Origin of the sequence: Mycolicibacter heraklionensis, assembly GCF_001021505.1 — a bacterium.
GTDB lineage: Bacteria > Actinomycetota > Actinomycetes > Mycobacteriales > Mycobacteriaceae > Mycobacterium > Mycobacterium heraklionense.
Window position 1 is genome coordinate 262,206 of record NZ_LDPO01000002.1, and the last position, 20,092, is coordinate 282,297.

Annotated in this window: 4 protein-coding genes; all 4 read right to left on the reverse strand. The window is 69.3% G+C overall.

The genetic code is table 11. The features are described 5' to 3' along the window. Positions 1-13: 13 nt before the first annotated feature. Genes ABW16_RS04660 through ABW16_RS04675 form a run of 4 tightly spaced genes read right to left on the reverse strand, consistent with a single transcriptional unit; the run spans position 14 to position 20,080 of the window. The gene (locus ABW16_RS04660) at positions 14-4,420 is read right to left on the reverse strand and encodes a type I polyketide synthase (RefSeq protein ID WP_268768018.1); all 4,407 of its coding nucleotides are present in this window, start codon (positions 4,418-4,420) and stop codon (positions 14-16) included. Continuing rightward, positions 4,417-9,849: a type I polyketide synthase gene (locus ABW16_RS04665; protein ID WP_047317959.1), complete on the reverse strand. Its 5,433-nt coding sequence runs from the start codon at positions 9,847-9,849 to the stop codon at positions 4,417-4,419. Before ABW16_RS04665 ends, ABW16_RS04660 begins: the two co-directional genes overlap by 4 nt. Beyond that, positions 9,849-15,302 carry a type I polyketide synthase gene (locus tag ABW16_RS04670; protein ID WP_082133954.1) on the reverse strand — a complete coding sequence of 1,818 codons (5,454 nt, stop codon included), beginning with the start codon at positions 15,300-15,302 and terminating at the stop codon, positions 9,849-9,851. Before ABW16_RS04670 ends, ABW16_RS04665 begins: the two co-directional genes overlap by 1 nt. Continuing rightward, entirely contained in the window at positions 15,299-20,080 is a 4,782-nt protein-coding gene (locus ABW16_RS04675) for a type I polyketide synthase (RefSeq protein WP_047317960.1), read from the reverse strand. The genes ABW16_RS04670 and ABW16_RS04675 overlap by 4 nt, the downstream gene beginning before the upstream one ends. Positions 20,081-20,092: the final 12 nt, after the last annotated feature.

A 20,092-nucleotide genomic window follows, 5' to 3' on the forward strand; every position in this document is an offset into this window, starting at 1 on the left:
TAAATCAGAAGGCCTAAGACAGCTCGACCAAGGTCATTTCGTCTTCGCCTTGCGAGGCCATGTCCTCTTCGGCGAGCGCCCCGCGGACCAGGTCCATCACCGCCGCGGAGAACCCGTCGGCGATCGCGCGCACCACGGACTCCTCGACCCGGCGGCTGTCGTACCACCAATCGAGGTACAGCACACCGCCGGTGCGATAGGCCCGCAGTTCCAGCGCGTGGCCCAGCCCCGGTATCGCCTCGCGCACCGGCATCGCGGTGTCGGGGTCGAACTGCACGGGAGCGTCACCGAGCGAGGGCGGCTCGGGAATCGCTCCGACGTAGGCGAAGTGAATATCGGCAGGGGCAACCGCGCCGAACAGTCGCGCGGTCGGTGCGTACAGGTAGCGGAGCAGGCCGTAGCCGATCCCGTAATGCGGTACGCCGTCGAGGGCCTCGTGGACCGAGTCCAGCAGCTGCCGCGCGGTTGCCTGGCCCTCGGCGGAGCAGGCCAGCGCGACCGGGTAGAGCGTGGTGAACCAGCCCACGGTGCGGCGCAGGTCCACCTCGGGCTTGAGCACCGAACGACCCGCTCCCCCCATGTCGACGGCAATGGTGCCCTCGCCGACTGCCGATGCCACCGCCCGGCTCAGCCCGGCCAGCAGGATCTCGTTGATCGGCAGCCGCAGCCGCCGACGCGCATCGTCGATCTCGCTGGTGTCGGAGGCGGGCAGCGTCGTGGTGAGTTTGGACAGGTCGGCCGCAGCCGGGGGCTCGGCGACATCGGCGGCCAACCGCAGAGTCGCCGACTTCGTTGCCTTCAACCAGAATTCGCGACTTTCCAGCACCGCCGGGTGGGTGGCCAGTCCGGCGCAACGCTGCGACCACTCGGCCCATCCGACCCCGACCGGCTGCAGCTCGATGTCGTTGCCGCCGAGCTTCTGGCCGAACGCGGTGAAGATATCGGTGACCAGGATGTCGCGGGACGCCTCGTCGCCGACGGTTGCGTGCAGGCTCAGCGCGAGGTAACACACGTCACCCGAGGCGCCACGGACGTAGAGCGCGGTGAGCGGCGGGCTGGACAGGTCCTGGTCGCGGATGTGCTCGGCCAGCAGCGTACGCACCGCGTCGTGTTCGGCGGTCAGCCCCTCGGGCAGTGAGTGGGTGCTGATCTCCCCGAACTCGCCGGGCTCGACTATCCGCTGCTCCCAGGTACCGGCCCGCTCGGTGATCCGCAGCCGCAGCGCGTCGTGGTGGTTGACCACCGCGGTCAGCACGGCTGCGACGTCGTCGACCGAGACGTCGGGCCGCAACCGCAGGATCAACGGGATACGCCAGCGACCGTGTTCGCGAACACCGTTTTCCAGGAAGTAGGTGATGTTCGGCGGCACGGGCGGGTGCTCCACCTCGCCGAGCGACTGGCGGCCCAGCCCGCCGGCGGCGTAGCGGGCGGTCAGTGCCTTGGCCAGCGCCGCCACCGTCGGGTTGTCGTAGAGGTCCTGCGGGGTCAGGTCCAGCCCCTCGTGGGAGGCGGCCATGGCGACGCTGATCGCCACCAGCGAGTCGCCGCCGACGTCGAAGAAGTTGGCGGTGCGATCGACCGAGCCGACACCCAGGCAGACCGCCCAGATGCGTTGCAGCGTCTCTTCCATGGAAGACCCCGCCGAGCCGCCACCCGCAGCACCATTGCTCTGCGCGCCCGTGGCGGCACCGCCTCCGGCGCCCGACACCCAGGTGGCGCCGGCGTTGTGCTCGAGCCAATGCCGTTGGCGCTCAAACGGATAACCGGGAACCATGACGCGCTTGGGCTGATACTCACCGTGTAGCGGAGACCAGTCCACCTCGACACCGGCAGCCCAGAGCTGGCCGAGCGCCAGCAGGAACGTGTCGCGGTCGTCGCGGTTCTGGGCGTGGTGACGCATCAAACGGACCGCCCGATGCCCACCCGCGAACTTCGGGTTGCGGGCCGCCGACGCGGTCAGGGTGGCTCCTGGGCCGACCTCGACCAAGACGCGGTGCGGGTCGTTCAGCACGGTGTCGATCTCGTCGGCGAACCGGACAGTGGCCCGCACGCTGCGCGCCCACGTCGCCGGGTTGGTCGCCTCGCTGGGCGCCAACCAGGTGCCGGTCAAGTTCGACAGCAGCGGGATCTGCGGTTCGTTCAGGGTCTGGCGGGACAGGAATGCGGTGAACTCCGAGATCATCGAGTCCATCAGGCGCGAGTGGAATGCGTGCGAGGTCCGCACCCGACGCGCGTTGATCCCGGCCTGCTTGAGCGCCTCGGAGAACTCGCGGATGTCGGCTTCGGTCCCGGCGACCACGCAGCCGTCCGGGTCGTTGACGGCGGCGAGGTCCACGTCACCGGTCAGGTAGGCACCGACGGCGTCGGCGCTGATCGGTACCGCCACCATCACGCCGCGCGGCGCGGCGTGCATCAGCCGGGCTCGCATCGCCACCACCTTGATCGCGGTGTCGAGGTCGAAGACCCCGGCGACGGTGGCCGCGGCGTACTCGCCGATGCTGTGGCCGACCACCGCGGCCGGACGCACCCCGTAACTCTCGGCCAGCTTCGCCAGCGCGTATTCCACGGTGAACAGCGCCGGCTGGGTGCGGTCGGTGCGCTCCAGGTCACGCGAGGAGCCGTCGAAGATCAACGCCCGCAGGTCGTAGCCCAGCTCGGCGTCGAAGCCGGCGACGCAGCGGTCGAAGTACTCGGCGAACACCGGCTCGCTGTCGTAGAGCCCCCGCGCCATTCCGATGTGCTGGGCGCCCTGTCCCGGAAACAGGAACACCACCCGGTCAGTGGCGTCGGCGCCCACCTCCTTGAGGTCCACGCCCTCGCCGATGAAGACGTTCTCGCTCTCCTCGGCACCCAGTACCGCCGCCGCGTCGGCGCGATCGGCGACGACCGCGGCCAGCCGCAGGTTGTGCGCGTGCCGGTTGGCCAGCGTGTACGCCACATCCGGCAGGTTGGGCGCCTCGGCCTCGTCACCGCCAGAAAGCTCAGCGGCCAACTCCTTGCGCCCCTGCGCCAGTGCCTCGGCGGTACGCGCCGACAGCAGCAGCACCTCGGGGCCGGGCTTGGGTGACGCCGGCACCGCCGTCTCTTCTTCGGGCCACTCTTCGACGATGACGTGCGCGTTGGTGCCGCCCACCCCGAACGAGCTGACCCCGGCGCGCCGGATTCCGTCCCACTCCCACGGCCCGTACTCGCCGCGGATCCGGAACGGCCCGTCCTCGAGATGCAGTTCGGGGTTCGGGCTGGTGTAGTGCAGCGTGCCGGGAATCGCCCGATGCTTCAGGCACAAGATGGTCTTGATCAGGCTGGCGATACCGGCTGCCGACTCCAGGTGCCCGATGTTGGACTTGACCGAGCCCACGTAGCAGGGGCCGGACCGCTGTTCCTCGGAGACCGCGAAAGCCTGTCGCAGGCCCTCGATTTCGATCGGGTCACCCAGCGGGGTGGCGGTGCCGTGCGACTCGATGTAGCTGATGGTGGACGCGTCGACCTCGGCGACCGCGTGCGCTTCGGCGATCACGTCGGCCTGGCCGGCGGCGGTGGGCGCGGCGTAGGTCATCTTGGTGCCGCCGTCGTTGTTCAGCGCCGAACCCCGGATCACCGCGTGGATCTGGTCCCCGTCATCGACCGCCGCGTCCAGCGACTTGAGCACCACCACGCCGACCCCGCTGGAGAAAATCGTGCCGTCGGCCCGCACGTCGAACGGCCGGCAGTGCCCGGTCGCCGACACCATCGAGCCCGGCTCATGCCAGTACCCGACGTGATGCGGGACCCGCAGCGACGAGCCACCGGCCAGCGCCATGTCGCATTCGCCGTTGAGGATGCTTTGGCAGGCCAGGTGCAGCGCGACCAGCGCCGACGAGCAGGCGGTCTGCACCGACAGTGCCGGGCCGTGCAGATCGAGCTGGTGGGCCACCCGGGTGGCCAGGTAGTCCTTGTCGTTCTGCAACGAGAGGTTGACCATCTCGAAGCTGACGCCCTGACCGATGATGAGGTTCGGGTCGTAGTGCGACATCAGGTTGTGCAGCAGGTAGCCGCTGGTGGTGCTGGTCCCGTAGACGCCGACCGATCCCTCGATCTCGCCGGGCCGGTAGCCAGCGTCCTCCAGGGCGTGCCACGCGGTCTGCAGGAACAGCCGGTGCTGCGGGTCCATGGTGCGGGCGGCCAGCGGGGTGAAGCCGAAGAAGCCCGCATCGAACTCGTCGATGCCCTCCAGCAGTGCGGCCCGCCGCACATAGTTGTGGTTCGCCAGTGCCTTGTCGCTCACACCATTGGCGCGCAACTCGTCTTCGGACAGCGTGACGATGGATTCGGTGCCGTTGCGCAGGTTGTTCCAGAATCCGGACAGCGTGCGGGCGCCCGGAAAGCGGCCCGCCATGCCGACAACCGCAATCGCGTTGGGCGGCACTTCGTTGTTGGTCACGAACGATCTCCTACTTTTCGCCGTGCCGCCGCCCGCTGACGTGCCGCGGCACGCTGCTGGGCTCGGCTACGAACATCGCTGGCACCGTCGGCGCCGTCCGCCCGCTCCTCCTCGGCGAGGCCGAGTTGGCGGGCCAGATCGGCAGCCAGGTCGGTCAGTGAGGCGCCCTGCAGCAGCAGTGCCACCGGGGGCTCCGCGCCGAAGTCGCCACGAACGGTGTTACGGATGCGCACCGCCATCAGCGAGTCCATGCCCAGCTCGGTCAACGGCCGAGCGGGGTCGATGACGCTGCCCTTGGGGTAGCCCATGATCGCCATGATCCGCGAACCCAACCGTGTGACAACGGCTTTGGTGGCCTCAGCCGCGCTGAGCTGCTTCAGGCCTTCCGGACCGGGCCAGTCGTCGTCCTCGTCGTCGAGGTCGAGCTCTTCGGCCAGTGTCGCGAAGTACCCGAGTTGCTGCAGTTCCGGGAAGGCCGCGGCCACCCGGTCCAGCCGCAGCCGCGCAACGCCGATCCGGGACAGATCGCCGCCCAGAATCGCCTCGAGGGCTTCCATGCCTTCGTCGGGGTTGATCGGGTCCAGCGCACTGAACTTGAGCTCCTGGGCGACACCGACGCCGGACCATTGGCCCCAGTTGATGGTGATCGCCGGCAGCCCGGCGGCCCGCCGCCACGCCACCAGGCCGTCCAGCCAGGCGCTGGCCGCGGCGTAGGAGGCCTGGCCGGGTGCCCCCAGCAGCGACGAGGTCGAGGAGAACCCGACCCACCAGTCCAGTTCCTTACCGGCCGTCGCGACATGCAGGCGCAGTGCTGCGGCGGCCTTGGGCGCCCACACCCGGCCCAGGGTGTCCTTGTCGATGCCGACCACGATCTGGTCGTCGATGACCGCAGCACCGTGGATGACACCGCGCAGCGTCAGCCCGGTCTGCTCGGCGGCGGCGACCAGGCTCTCGGCCACACCCGGTGCGGCGAGATCCCCGGACACCACCGCGATCTGGGCCCGCTGCTCGAGCTCGGCCAACACCGCGCGCTGCTCTTCGGAAGGCTGTGAACGACTGTTGAGCACGATCCGCGCGGCACCGTGGTCGATCAGCCACCGGGCGACGACCAACCCGATACCGCCCAAGCCACCGGTCAGTACGTAGGCGCCGTCGGACCGCACGGTCGGGGCGCCGGTGGGTGTCAAGTTCGCGCGCTTGAGACGTTCGGCGTAGCGGCGCTCCCCGCGCCAGGCCACCACGTCGTCGGTGCTCGCCAGCCCCAACTCGGTGATCAGCGACGCCACCGGGTCCGCCGACGCGTCCAAGTCGACCACACCGGTGTGCAGGTCGGGGTGCTCATAGGCCAGCACCCGGACCAGGCCCTTGAGTGCGCAGATCGACGGGTCGCCGTGCTCATGCGGCTCCTGCGCATCCACGGTCAGACCATTGCGGCCCACCAGCCACAGTCGCGGCGCGGTGCCGTGCCAGCCGCCGACGATGGTGCGCACCGTCGAGGCGACCGACCAGGCCAGGTCGCGGCCGCGCGCCGGGGCATCGCCATTCTCGGTGCCGTCGAAGGCTCCTCGGGCCGCCAGCACAACCACCCCGACCGGCGGCCGGTCCGGGTCGTCGGCGGTCTGCGCGAACGCCTCCCGCACCGCGGGTTCGCTGGTCAGGTCCGCGGTGATCACCCGGCGGCTGTCCGAGCCGAAGCGGGCGGCGAAATCGGCTGCCAGCGCTTCGGTTTCGGAACCGTCGGTCAGCACCAGCCAGCTGCCGTCGGCTGCGGCCGGCGGCTGCGCGGGGGCCGCGGCGTCGACCCACTCGGTGTCGAAGATCTTCTGGCTCAAGGGCAGTGGCACGGTACGGCGCTGCACCCGCTGCAGATAGATTCCGGACAGCTCGGCGGTGACCGTCCCGGTGTCGTCGGTCAGGGTGACCCGCCCCAGGATTCCGCCGTCGTCGTGGCTGGTCAGCTCGGCGTGCCCGCGGGCCCGGCGGCCCACGTCGCCGAACACCCGGATGTTCTCGACCGCCACCGGAAGGTAGGTGGCCTCTTCCATCCCGGCCGAACCCATCAACGACTCGTCGGGCAGCGCCGCGGCCAGGCACTGCAGGGCCGCGTCCAGCATCACCGGGTGGATCCGGTAGCCACGGTGCGCAGTCGCCTCGTCGGGCAGCACGATCTCGGCCTCCGAGGCGCCACCGGGCTTGCGCACGATCCGGGTCAGTGCGGCGAACGCCGGCCCGTGCTGCAGACCGGTGCGGCGCAGCGCCGTGTACAGGTCGGCAGGTGACAGCGCGGTACCGCCGCCGGTGGGGGCCGGGCGTTGCGCCGCGGCCGCGGGTTGCGCCGCCGCGGCGCGGGCCACGGCGTGCCGCGACCAGCTGCCGCCGGCTGGGCGGGAATGGATCTCGATGCGCAGTTCATCGGACCCGTCGGCGTCGTGCAGCAACCGGGTGGTGACCTCGGTCCGCTCGTCGACCCGCAGCATCTGTTCGACCTCGACCCGGTCCACAGCGACGGCGGACGGCGGCAGGCCCAACGCTTCACCGGCCGCGGCCAACGCCATCTCGGCGAAGCCGGTGGCGGGCATCACGACCTGGCCGTGCACCTTGTGGTGGGCCATCCACGCGACGAGGTCGGTGCCCACGTCGGCCTGCCAGACATGGCCGTGACCGGCCGGCAACTCGACGTGGATACCCAGCAGTGGATGCGCATCGGCGGTGTGGCGGCTGGCGGCGGTCGGCGCCGCCCAGTACCGGACGTGCTGCCACGGCCGCGGCGGCAGGTCGGCGCGCCCGATCCCACCGTCGGGTTGCGGCGCATCGGAGGACGGCGGCGCGACGGTCGCCAGGTTGGTGTGAAAGCTCAGCGCTTCGGGCTGCTCGCGCAGCAGCGTGCCCGTCACCAGGCTGTCACCGGCAGGCCGCGCCGTTTCGAGGTTGCCGTTGATGGCGTGGCTGAGCAGCGGATGCGGGCTGACCTCGACGAAGGTGGCGTGCCCGGCGGCGGCCGCGGTCACGGCCTGGCTGAAGCGCACCGGGTTGCGCAGGTTGTGCACCCAGTAGTCTGCATCGAATGCCGGTGTGTCGCTGCCGGTTTGGCCGACGGTGCTGATCAGCGGAATCTTCGGCGCCGACGGTTTGAGGTCGGCGAGCGCGGTCCGCAGCTCGCCCAGGATCGGGTCCACCGTCGGGTGGTGCGACGCCACGTCCACCTCGACGCGCCGGGCCAGTTTGCCCTGGGCGTCGACGATCGCCACCACGGCGTCGACCTGGTCGGGCGGCCCGGCGATCACGGTCTGCTGCGGCGCTGCGTACACCGCCACCGTGATGTCGGGGTGCTCGGCGACCAGTTTCTCGGCGGCGTCGGCGTCCAGCTCCAGCAGCGCCATCGCGCCCTGGCCGCTCAATCGGGCCATCAGCTTGGACCGGGTGGCGATCACCTTGAGACCATCCGCGGGGCTCAGTGCACCGGCCACCACGGCCGCGGCCACCTCCCCCATCGAGTGCCCGATCACCGCGTCCGGCTCGACGCCGTGGGAGCGCCACAGCGCCGTCAATGCCAGCTGCATGCCCACCAGCACCGGCTGGATGCGGTCGATACCGACCACCGGTTCGCCGGATTCGAGGACCTGACGCAACGAGAACCCCACCTGCGCAACGAAATCCGACTCCAGTTCGTCGACGGCAGCGGCGAATGCCGGCTCGTCGACCAGCAGCTGGCGGCCCATGCCGGCCCACTGGGATCCCTGGCCCGAGTACAGGAAGACGGTGCCCTTGCCGCGCAACGCGGCATGCGTGCCGACCACGCCGGGTGCCGGGTATCCGCCGGCGACCGCCCGCAACCCGGCCAGCGCCTGCTCGGTGTCGCGCGCGCAGACCGTGGCGAACTTGGCGTACCGGCTGCGGTGGTGGTTGAGGGTGTGGGCGATGTCGGCCAGCGGCACAGCGGCGCCCGGACCGGCGATCCAATCGGCCAGCGTGGCAGCCCAATCCGCCACCCGCTTTTCGGTTTTGCCCGAGATCACCAGCGTGGCGACCGGTTCGGCCGGTGCTGGCGCCGGTACCGGGTCCGGCCCCTGCTCGAGCACCACGTGCGCGTTGGTTCCGCCCAGCCCGAATGATGACACCGCAGCGCGCCGTGGACCCTCGGCCGCCGGCCAAGGTGTCATCTCGGTGGGGACGAACAGCCGCGTCGGGGACGGGTCGATCGCCGGGTTCCACTTGGAGAAGTGCAGATTCGGCGGAATCTGTCCGCGTTGCACAGACAGTGCGGCCTTGATGAAGCCGGCGATCCCGGCGGCCGCCTCCAGGTGGCCGATGTTGGTCTTGACCGCTCCCAGCGCGCACTTGTCGGCGCCGCGCCCGTAGACTTCGGCGAGCGCCTCGAACTCGATGGGATCGCCCAAAGACGTTCCGGTGCCGTGGGTTTCGATCAGGTTCACCGAGTTCGCCGCAACGTCGGCGCTGCGCAGCGCCCGGCTGATCGCGTCGATCTGGGCGATGGTGTTCGGCGCGGTCAGGCCGTTGGACTTGCCGTCCTGATTGATCGCCGAGCCGCGCACCACCGCCAGCACTCGGTCGCCGTCGCGGATGGCGTCGGTGAGCCGCTTGAGTACGACGATCCCGGCGCCCTCGCCGCGCACGAATCCGTCCGCTCCGGCGTCGAAGGTGTGGCACCTGCCGCGTGGTGACAGCATTCCCCACTTGGCCATGGCGATCTGGGTTTCCGGCCGCAGGATGAGGCTGACGCCGCCGGCCAGGGCCAAGTCGCTCTCCCGCATGCGCAGGCTCTGGCAGGCCATGTGAATGGTGACCAGCGACGACGAGCACGCCGAGTCCATCGCGACCGCGGGACCGCGCAGACCCAACAGGTAGGCGATCCGGCCGACGGCGACGGCGTGGGCGTTACCGGTGGCCGAGTAGCCGTCTATCGCGTCTGGGTTGGCTGCCGAAATCCCTTGGTATTCGGTGTAATACACACCCATCATCACCGCGGAACGGATGCCCGACAGGGTTTCCGGCGACATCCCGGCGTGTTCGAGGGCCTCCCAGGCGACCTCGAGCATCAACCGCTGTTGCGGGTCCATGGCCTCGGCTTCGCGTGGGGAGATCCCGAAGAAGTCCGCGTCGAATCCGGCGACATCGTCGATGAAGCCGCCCCACTTCGACGACATCCGGCCCGGGGCCAACGGGTCCGGGTCGTAGTACTCGTCGGCGTCCCACCGATCCGAAGGGATTTCGGTTATGGCGTCGCGCCCTGTCTCCAACAGCTCCCAGTAGGCGTCCGGGCCCGCGGCGCCACCCGGGAAGCGGCAGCCGATCCCGACGACCGCGATCGGTTCGGCGGCGGCGATCCGCGACGCCTTATCGAACTGTTCGGTCAGCGCCCCCCGTTTGTCGGCGCTCATGGCCGACATCCTGTTGAAGATCGTCGTCATCAATAAATACCGCTCTCGCTACCGGTCGAAGCCGACTCGACCTGATCGAACAACTCATCCAGCACGCCGCCGGATGAGCCGAACCCCAAATCATCGTCGTCTTGCCCCGCTGTGCTGTCCGGCTCCGCATAACGCGACGCCAGCAGTCCCACCAGGTGTGTCGTCAACGCTGAGATGCTGGGGTGATTCCACAGCATTGACGCCGACAAATCCACCCCCACCAACTGTTGTGTCTCTTTCAGAACCGTCATCGCGATCATGGAATCGAGCCCCATCTCCGGGAACGGCTGATCCACATCGACCGCTGTCGCGGATGTCCGAAGTTCGCGGGCCAGAATAGCCTGCAGCCTGACCACCAATTCCTCGTGCCGCTTGTCGGCGGGGATGGTCGACCAGTCCGGCACGCCTGCCGCCGACGCACCGGCACCGGCGTGCTCACCGGTCGCAGCAGCACCGCCCGTCACTCCGGTTTCAGAGGCCTCAGCGACGAGGTCCTCGAAGAAGGTCAGATCACGGAACTCCGGCGAGGTGGCGACTGCACGGTCGATACGCAGGCGTCCCACCCCGACCCGGGGGCCGATCAGGCCGGCGTCGGCACCCAGCACGGCGTCCAGCGCCTCGATGCCTTCGTCGGGGCTGATCGGATCGAGGACGCTGAGCGTCATCGAGCGGCCCAGACCCACATCCGACCACTGGCCCCAGTTGATGGCGGTTGCGGGGAGGCCCGACGCGTGCCGCCACGCCATCAGCGCGTCCAACCAGGCGTTGGAGGTGGCGTATCCGAGCTGGCCGGGCAGGCCCAGCAGCGCGGCCATCGAGGAGAAGCCCACCCACCAGTCAAGCGGGGTGGCCGCGGTGGCGGCATGCAGCCGCGCGGCGCCGACGGCCTTGGCCGACCACACGCTCTCCAGGCTCTCCCGGCTCACGGCCGTCACCAGGCCGTCGCCCAGCACGCCCGCGGCATGCACCACACCACGCAGCGGCTTGCCGGTCTCCTGCGCGGCGGCCACCAGACGCTCGGCCACCCCGGGCGAACTGATGTCGCCGGCGACGAAGACCACTTCGGTGGCGGCGGCCAGTTCATCGAGGACGGCACGCTGCTGTTCGGAGGGCTCGCTGCGGCCGTTGAGGACGATTCGCCCGGCGCCACGGGCCGCCAGCCAGCGCGCTACCACGGTGCCCAGTCCGCCCAGACCCCCGGTGAGCAGGTAGGAGCCGTCGGCCCGGACCTTGGCTTGGGCAGTTTCAGCGGTCCCCGCGGTGTCCCCGGCGCCGTCGAGCGCGGCCCGGGTGAGGCGTTCGGTGTAGCGCTGCCCACCGCGCCAGGCGATCACGTCGTCGCGCAGCGGAGCGCCCAGTTCCGCCAGCAAGGCGTCGACCAGGGCCGCGGTGTCCCCCGATGCGTCCAGGTCCACCAGGGTGGCGCCCAGGTCGGGTTCGTCGGCCAGGACCCGGGCGAGTTCGCCGGGGAACCGCCAGGTGCGGACCACGCCCTTCAGCGCACCGACAGCCGGGTCGCCGGGCTCGTCGCTCCCGAAGGGCAGCCCACCGCGGCTGACCAGCCACAACCGCGGCTTGTGGTCGCCGGACGCTTCCGGCCAGCCCTCAACCGCTGCGCGGGCCGTCGACGCGGCCGTCCAGATGAGCTCACGGGCGCGAGCCAGTGCACCGTCCGGGTCGGACCCGTCGAACCCGGCCCGGTCAAGGAAGACCACGATGCCGGCCGGCGGGTGTGCGGGATCGGCGGCGGTACGTGCAACCGCCTCGCTCAGGGCCGGTTCGTCGGCGAACGGGCCGGTCACGACCTTGCGATTCGGCCCGGCCAGGCGTGCCCCGAACTGCGCGGCGAGTTCTCCGGCAGACGGCTCGGAAAGCACCAGCCAGCTGCCGTCGACCGCCCCGGCGACATCCGGTGCCGGCGACAGAGCCCATTCGGCGGCGAAGAGCTTCTGGCCCAGGGGCACCCGCAGGGAGCGGGAATCGAGCGGGCGCAGTTCGACGCCGGTGAGTTCGGCAACGACGGCGCCCGAGTCATCCGTCAGGACCACTCGGCCAACGGCCACCTTGTCCTCGTGACTGCTCACCTCGGTGTGGCAACGCACCTGGCGTCCAACAGGTGCGAACACCCGCACCGCGGCCACCGCCGCCGGCACGTAACCGCTGTGCTCTGCGTCATCGGCCGGGATGCCCGCCGCCAGCTGCCGCAGCCCGGCATCGAGCAAGGCCGGGTGTAGGCGGTACGCGGGATGGGTGGCCACGTCGTCGGGCAGGGTGAGCACACTGTCCGCGGAGTCCTCTTGGGACTCCGGGCCCACCCGATCCGCCGGCGCCGCTGCGATGTCGGCAACCGCGTGCCGGGTCCAGGCTTCGTCGCCCTGGCGGGCGTGGATCTCGACCCTGGTCTGGCCGTTGGCCCCGCTGAGCTGGGTGGTGACCTGCGTCCCGTGCTCCAGCACCAGCGGCTGTTCGATTTTCAGGTCGGTCACCGAGATCGACTCGGCCGGTCTGCCGAGGGCCTGGCTGCCTGCCGCCACGGCCATCTCGATCACTGCCGCCGCGGACGCAACAGCCTGTCCGTGCACCGGTTGGTCGGCCAGCCACGGCATGGCCTCAACACGAAGGTCGTTCTGCCACATGTGGTCGCCGCCGGTGAGCATCTCGACGTGTACGCCGAGCAGCGGATGCACGTCCGGTGTCTGGCCGGCCCGTCCGGGCACGTGGAGCCAATGCAGGCTGTGTTGCCAGGGTGTGTTGGGCAGTTCGGCGAATCCGCCGGCCTTGGCGTCGCCGGTGCCGCTGTGGTGCCGGCCGAGTTCGGTGAGCTGAACATGGAAGCTCAGTGTTTCGTCGTCGCCCCGGCGCAGGGTCGAGGCCACCGTCACCGGTTCGGCGACGGCGGCTTCGGCCGTCTCGATGATCGAGTGGGTCAACAATGGGTGGGGGCTGACCTCGATGAACGTGTCGTGGTCCGCCGCCGCCACGGTCACGGCCTGGATGACCAATGCGGGCTTGCGCACATTGGCAACCCAGTACTCCGCGTCCAATCGCGGCGTGGGTCCCGCGGGATCCACCGCAGTCGAAATGAACGGGATTTGTGGCATTTGGGGGGTGAGGTCGGCCAGTTCGGCGCGCAGTTCATCAAGGATCGGGTCCATGAACGCGGTATGGGAGGCCACTTCCATGTTCACCCGCCGGGCAAACCGCTCACTCGCAGCCACCGCAGCGATCACCGCATCCACATCCGCCGGCGCACCCGCCACCACCGTCTGCCGCGGCGACAAATACCCCGCCACCTCAACACCGGGATACCCCGCCAACAACTCCTGCGTCGCCGCGGCATCCAACTCCAACAACGCCACCGCACCCTGACCGGCCTGGCGCGACATCAACGCCGACCGCACCCCGATCACCTTCAAACCCTGCTCCAAAGTCAGCGCCCCGGCCACCACCGCCGCAGACACCTCCCCCATCGAATGCCCAATCACCGCATCCGGAACCACCCCATAAGACCGCCACAACGCCGCCAACGCCAACTGCAACCCCATGATCACCGGCTGCACCTGCGCATCACCGGAAATCTCCACGCCGTCAGCAATCACCTCACGCAGCGAAAAACCCACCTGCCGAACAAAAACCGGCTCCAACTCATCAACAGCCGCAGCAAACACCGGCTCATCGGCCAACAACCGACGACCCATCCCCACCCAATGCGAACCCTGACCCGAAAACACAAAGACAGTGCCTGGACCGGGCAGCACCGCAGCGGGTTCCACCACGCCTGGTGCGGATTCACCGGCGGCCAGTGCCGTGAGCCCCGCAAGGGCCTGCTCGCGATCGCGGGCGGCGACGGTGGCGAACTTCTGATGGCGGGTGCGGTGATGGTTGAGCGCATGGGCGATGTCGGGCAGCGCGACGTCGGCGCCGTCGGTGGCCATCCACTGCGCGAGCACCCCGGCGGTGGCCGCGATACGCGCCGGCGACTTCCCCGACACCACCAACGTGCTCACCGGCACCGCCGGAGCCGCCGCAGCAACCTCAGCATCTGGGGCCTGCTCCACGATCACATGCGCATTAGTGCCCGACACCCCAAACGAGGACACCCCCGCCCGACGCGGACGCGACACCGCCGGCCAATCCATCGCCCGAGCCGCCACCACAAAGTTCCAGGCCCCGACACCGGCGTTGGGTGTCAACTGGGAGAAGTTCAGATGCCGCGGGATGAAACCCTGCTGCACCGACAACACCGTCTTGATGAACCCGGCAACACCCGACGCAGACTCCAGATGCCCCAAATTGGTCTTCACCGACCCCAACACCAACGGCGCCGAGGAACCCCGCTCACCAAACACCGCCGACAAGGCATCCAACTCAATCGGATCACCCAACGCCGTCCCGGTGCCATGCGCCTCGACATAGTCAATATCGGCCGGCTCCAACCGCGCCGACGCCAACGCCGCCCGCACCACCTTCTGCTGCGCCGGACCCGACGGCACCGTCTGACCCGACGACGGCCCATCCTGATTCACCGCCGAACCCCGCACCACCGCCAAAACCCGGTCACCATCACGCTGCGCATCCGAGAGCCGCTTGAGCACCACCACCCCAGCGCCCTCAGAACGCACATAACCATCAGCGGCGGCATCAAAGGTCTTGCACTGCCCATCCGGGGCCAGCATCCCCCACCGCGAGGTCGCAATGCTGTTCTGTGGGGTCAACATCAAATTCACCCCGGCAGCCAACGCCTGATCCGACTCCCGACGCCGCAAACTCGCACACGCCAAATGAATCGTCACCAACGACGACGAACACGCCGTATCCACCATCATCGCCGGACCATGCACACCCAAGAAATACGACAACCGCCCCGCCGCAAAATTCGGTCCGTTGCCAAACGAGAGGTACGGGTCGGCGTCGCGCGGGCTGAGCTTCTCGGCTGCGAGGACGGCGTAGTCGTTGGTTGTCAGGCCGACGAAAATGCCGGTCTGAGTGCCCCGGATCGCCTCCTTGGTGATCCCGGCATGCTCCAACGCCTCCCAGGCCACCTCCATCAACAACCGCTGCTGAGGATCCATCGCATCAGCCTCACGCGGCGAATAGCCGAAGAACTCCGCGTCAAACTCCGCCGGCTGCCACGACGTCAAAAACCCGCCCTCACGAGAACAAATCGTCCCCGGCACCGAATGATCCGACGAAAACAACGCATCGGCATCCCAACGATCCGCCGGAACCCGAACAATCCCCGAACCCTCATCACACAACAACCGCCACAACGCGGCCGGACCATCCACCCCACCAGGCAGACGACACCCCACACCCACCACCGCGATCGGCTCAGTATCCCCCGCCTCAGCAACCGCCAACCGCGCCGTCAAATCATCAATCTTGCGCAGCGCCTCAGCAACAATCGCCCGACGATCCGGCCCCCCGACCGGCGCAGCACTCTTCTCGCTCAACTCAACCTCTCCGACAGCTGCGCGAGCAGCTCGTCATCACTCATGTCGTCATAGGCGTCGGCGCTGTCCTGCTCGGCGACCTCGACCAGCTCGGGCAGGATCGTTGCCAGGTATCCCGTCAGTGCGTCGATGGTCGGGTAGTCGAACACCACTGCGGCCGGCAGAGTTTCGCCGAGGCTGTCCGAAAGTGACCGCTGCAGGGTGACACTCATCAGTGAATCCATGCCGGATTGGAAGAATCCGGCGGTCGGATCCAGCGCGTGGCGCGACCCCAGTCCCATGGCGGCGACGACCTGATCGGTGACGTGGTCGCGCAGCAGCTCCGCACGCTGTTCGGGTTCCGCCTCGGCCAGAGCGCGGCGGAACTCGGTGCTGACCGCCGCGGGTCCATCGGCCGGTGCGCCGGCGACCAGCAGCTCATCGACGATGCGCAGCGCCGCCCGGGTGCGGTATGCGGCGGCAAGCCGCGGCCAGTCCGCCGCGACGACCGTGTGCCGCACCGCGTTGTGTGCGCCGATCACCAGCGGCAGCGCCCCGATGGCGACATCGTCGGCCATCGGCTCCAGCCCGGAGTCGACAGTCACCTGGCGTTCGACATCGGATTGGGTGTCGGTCAACGACTTCCACAATCCCCAGTTGATCGCGGTAGCCGGCAGGCCCGCCGCGCGGCGGGCGTAGGCAAAGGTGTCCAGGAAGGTGGTGGTCGCCGTGTAGTGCGCCAGCCAGCGCGACCCGGTGATGCCGGAGATCGACGAGAACAACACGAAATACCGCACCGGCTGCCGCAGCGACAGCTTGTGCAGCACCGCGACCACGTCGAGTTTCGGGCGGAACATGGTGGTGACGTCGTCGTCGGTCATGTCCCGCAGGGTCACCGGGCCACCGGCGAAGGCGGCCACGTGGATGCCTTCCAGCGGCGGCAGGTCGGCGCCGAACCGATCGAACAGCGCAGTCATCGCGGTCTCGTCGGCGGCGTCGGCAGCCACTGTCACCAGTGTCGTTCCGGCCGAGGCCAACTCGGCCGCCAACTCGTCGAGCACTGAGCCCGGGCGCCGGGACACCGCGATGATGGTCTTGGCTCCACTGGCCGCCAGTTGCCGCACCAGCTGCGGCCCGATGTTGCCGGTGGCTCCGATCACCAGATGGCTACTGCCGGCGTCGAATTCAACCGATGCAGCGCCGGTGGGACGGCCGCCGAGCAGGCGTGGGACCCGGCGGACACCGGCCCGGTAGACCACCTGATCCTCGTTGTCGGCGGCGCCGGCCTCGGCGAGCAGGTATCCGGCGACCAGTGCTGCGGGGACCGATTCGTCGACGTCGACCACCCTGCCCCAGATCTCCGGGTGCTCCAGCGCCAGGCTGCGGCCCAGCCCCCACAGCACGGCGTGCGCGGGGTTGGCCCGGTCGCCATCGCCGACAGGTTGCGCGTTGCGGGTCAGCAGGAACAGCTTCGCCGGGTTCGACGTCTGCTCCGCCATCGCGGTGGCCAGGCGCCGCGCCGCGTTGAACGCCGCGTAGGCCGGTGCAGCGCTCAGATCCGTCGCGTCCGTCGACGGCGCGAACAGCACGTGAGTGGTAGTGCCCAAGGCCGTGGCCAGTGCCGCACGGTCACCGTCGGCGGTCAGCACCGACGCGTCCAGCGCAGTCACGCCGCCGCCCAGCTTCGCGCCGATCTCGGCACTCAACTCCTGGCCGCCGATCACCAGCCAGGACTGCTCGGCGACGGTCTCGCCGGACTCTGCTTCGGCAGCCGGCCAGGTCAGCTCGCACCACCAGTCCTGTGGCACCGCACCCGGGCTGCCGGCGGAGCGTTGCGCTCCGGCACCGGCAGGGACGGCGGGGTGTCGGACGGCCGCGGTCTCGATCCAGTAATTGCTGTGCTGCCACGGGGTCGCGGGCAGGACTGGGTGCGGTTCGGGCGGGTGCGGGGTCTGCGGGGGTTGGGTGGTGTGCGTGCGGTTGAGGCTGGTGTGGAAGCTGACCGCGTCGTCGCCGTCGCGTACCAGGGTTCCGACGCTGTGGTGGTGACCGCCCAGGGCTTCCACGGTGTCAGCAATTGCGTGCGTGAGAATCGGGTGGGCGCTGACCTCCACGAATGTGGTGTACTCGCCCGCCGCCGCACTGACCGCCTGGGTCAGCAGCGCGGGCTGACGAACATTGTTCACCCAGTAGTCGGCGTCCAGCATCGGCATGCCGCCGGCCGGCATGGCGGCTTCGGTGACGGTCGAGAAGAACGGGATGGTGGCGACTTCGGGCGTCAGGCCCTCCAGTGCCGCCCGCAACTCCGGCAGGATCGGGTCCATCAACGCGGTGTGCGAGGCCACTTCCATGTTGACCCGCCGTGCGAACTTGTTCTGTCCGCTGACCGCGGCGATGACCGCATCGACGGGCGAAACCGGGCCGGCAACCACGGTCTGTTTCGGCGAGAGGTAGCCCGCCACACTGACATCCGGGTAGTCGGCCAGCAGGGCCTCGGTCGCTTCGGCGTCCAGGTTCAGCAGCGCCACCGCGCCCTGCCCGGCCTGCCGCGACATCAACCGAGAACGGGCCGCGATGACCCGGAATCCGTCGGCCGCGCTCAGTGCACCGGCGACCACCGCGGCGGTGACCTCGCCCATCGAGTGGCCGATGACCGCGTCGGGGTGTACCCCGTAGGAGCGCCAGAGCTCGGTCAGCGCCAGCTGCAGCCCCATCAGGACGGGCTGTACCTGCGCGTCACCGCTGACCGGTTCACCGGCGGAGATCACCTGCCACAGCGAGAACCCGACGTGTTCGACGAAGGCCGGTTCCAGCACCGCCAATGCCCGGGCGAACGCCGGCTCGTCGGTGAGCAGTTGACGGCCCATTCCGATCCAGTGCGAACCCTGGCCGGAGTACACGAAGACGGTGCCGGGTCCGCACGGGCCGTCGTGCGGACCGGTGACTCCGCACTCCTGACCCTCCGCCGAGGTACCGGCCGCCAGTGACCGCAAGCCGTTGACCGCAGCGCCCCGGTCGCGGGCGCACACCGTGCCGAACAGGGGCTGCCGGGCGCGGTGGTGATTGAGCGTGTGCGCGACGTCGGCGAGTTCGACACCGGCGCCGTCGCCTTCCAGCCAGTCGGCCAGGTCGCTCGCTGTCGCAGCGATCCGCTCCGGGGTCCGTCCGGAAACCACCAGGGTGGTCACTGCCGGATCTACCTCGCGCGCAGTGACTTTGGCGGGCGGCGCCTGCTCGATGACGACGTGCGCGTTGGTGCCACCAAAACCGAACGACGAGATCCCGGCTCGCCGCGGGTGATCCGACGAGGGCCACTCCTGGTGTTCGGCAACGACCTTCAAACGCATCTGCTCGAAGGTGATGTGCGGGTTCGGGGTGTTGAAATGCAGATTCTTCGGGATACGCCCGCGTTGCACGGCCAGCACCGTCTTGATGAAACCGACCATCCCCGCAGCGGCCTCGAGATGCCCGAGGTTCGACTTGGCCGCGCCCAGCAGCAGCGGCGACTGGGGGGAACGGCCCCGGCCCAGCACCGTGCCCAGCGCTTTGGCCTCGATCGGGTCGCCCAACAGGGTTCCGGTTCCGTGGGTTTCGACGTAGTCGACTTCCTGCGGGGCGACGCCGGCGTCGGCGTAGGCCGACCGCAGGACCGCCATCTGGGCAGCCGGGTTCGGCGCCAGCAGGCCGTTGGAGTGGCCGTCCTGGTTGATCGCCGATCCGCGCACCACCGCCAGCACCCGGTCGCCGTCTTGGCGGGCGTCGGACAGCCGCTTGAGCACCACGACACCGCAGCCCTCACCGCGAACGAATCCGTCAGCGTCGGCGTCGAACGCGTGGCACGCACCGGTCGTCGACAATGCCCCGCTCTGGTCGAACCCGCGGAACACCGCAGGGGACATCAGCAGATTCACGCCGCCGGCGATCGCGGTCTCGCATTCCCCGGTCCGCAGACTCCGGCACGCCAGGTGCAGCGCGACCAGCGAAGACGAGCACGCGGTGTCCACCGTCACCGACGGTCCGCGCAGGTCCAGGAAATACGACAGCCGGTTGGCGATGATGCTCAGTGCGCCACCGGCGTTGCTCCAGGCGTCCACGCTTTGCAGATCGGAGGACGCGTGGCAGCCGTACTCGGTGATGCTGGCCCCGACGTACACGCCGGTCTGCGATCGCCGCAACGATGTCGCCGGAATTCCCGCGTGCTCCAAAGCTTCCCACGCCACTTCGAGCAGGAGCCGTTGCTGCGGGTCCATCTTGACCGCTTCGCGGCTGGAGATGTCGAAGAACTCGGCGTCGAATGCGGCGATATCGCGCAGGAACGAGCCCCAGCGAGTGGTGCGGGCGATCGCACTGCTGGTCTCCGCTGACCCGTCGTCGAACGGCGCCCAGCGCTCGGCGGGCACTTCGGTCACCGCGTTGCCGCCGTCGAGCAGGAACTGCCACAGCGCTTCCGGCGAGTTGATGTCACCGGGGAAGCGGCAACCCAGACCGATCACCGCGATGGGCTCGTCGGTGCCAAACCGCCCGGGCTCGGGCGCCAACTCGTCGTCCGCGGATTCGGGCTCGATGAGGAAGCGGGCCAATTCCGCGACCGAGGGGTGCTGCCAGAGTTCCACCGGTGAGACCTTGCGGCCCAGCAATTCGGACAACTCGCCGCAGAGCACCACGGCATCGCGGGAACCGACGCCCAGATCGTTGAGAGACGCGTTGAAATCGATGTCCTCGAGACTGCATCCGATGTTGGTGACCAAATAGTCAGCCAGCCAGTGGCGCAGTGCTTCTTCGTCAAATGCTGCGGTCATGCGGGGAACTCA

Excerpts from the sequence above, each read along its gene's own strand:
- ABW16_RS04675 (WP_047317960.1), bottom strand. The coding sequence starts at position 20,080 with ATGACCGCAGCATTTGACGAAGAAGCACTGCGCCACTGGCTGGCTGAC.
- ABW16_RS04665 (WP_047317959.1), bottom strand. The coding sequence starts at position 9,849 with ATGACGACGATCTTCAACAGGATGTCGGCCATGAGCGCCGACAAACGG.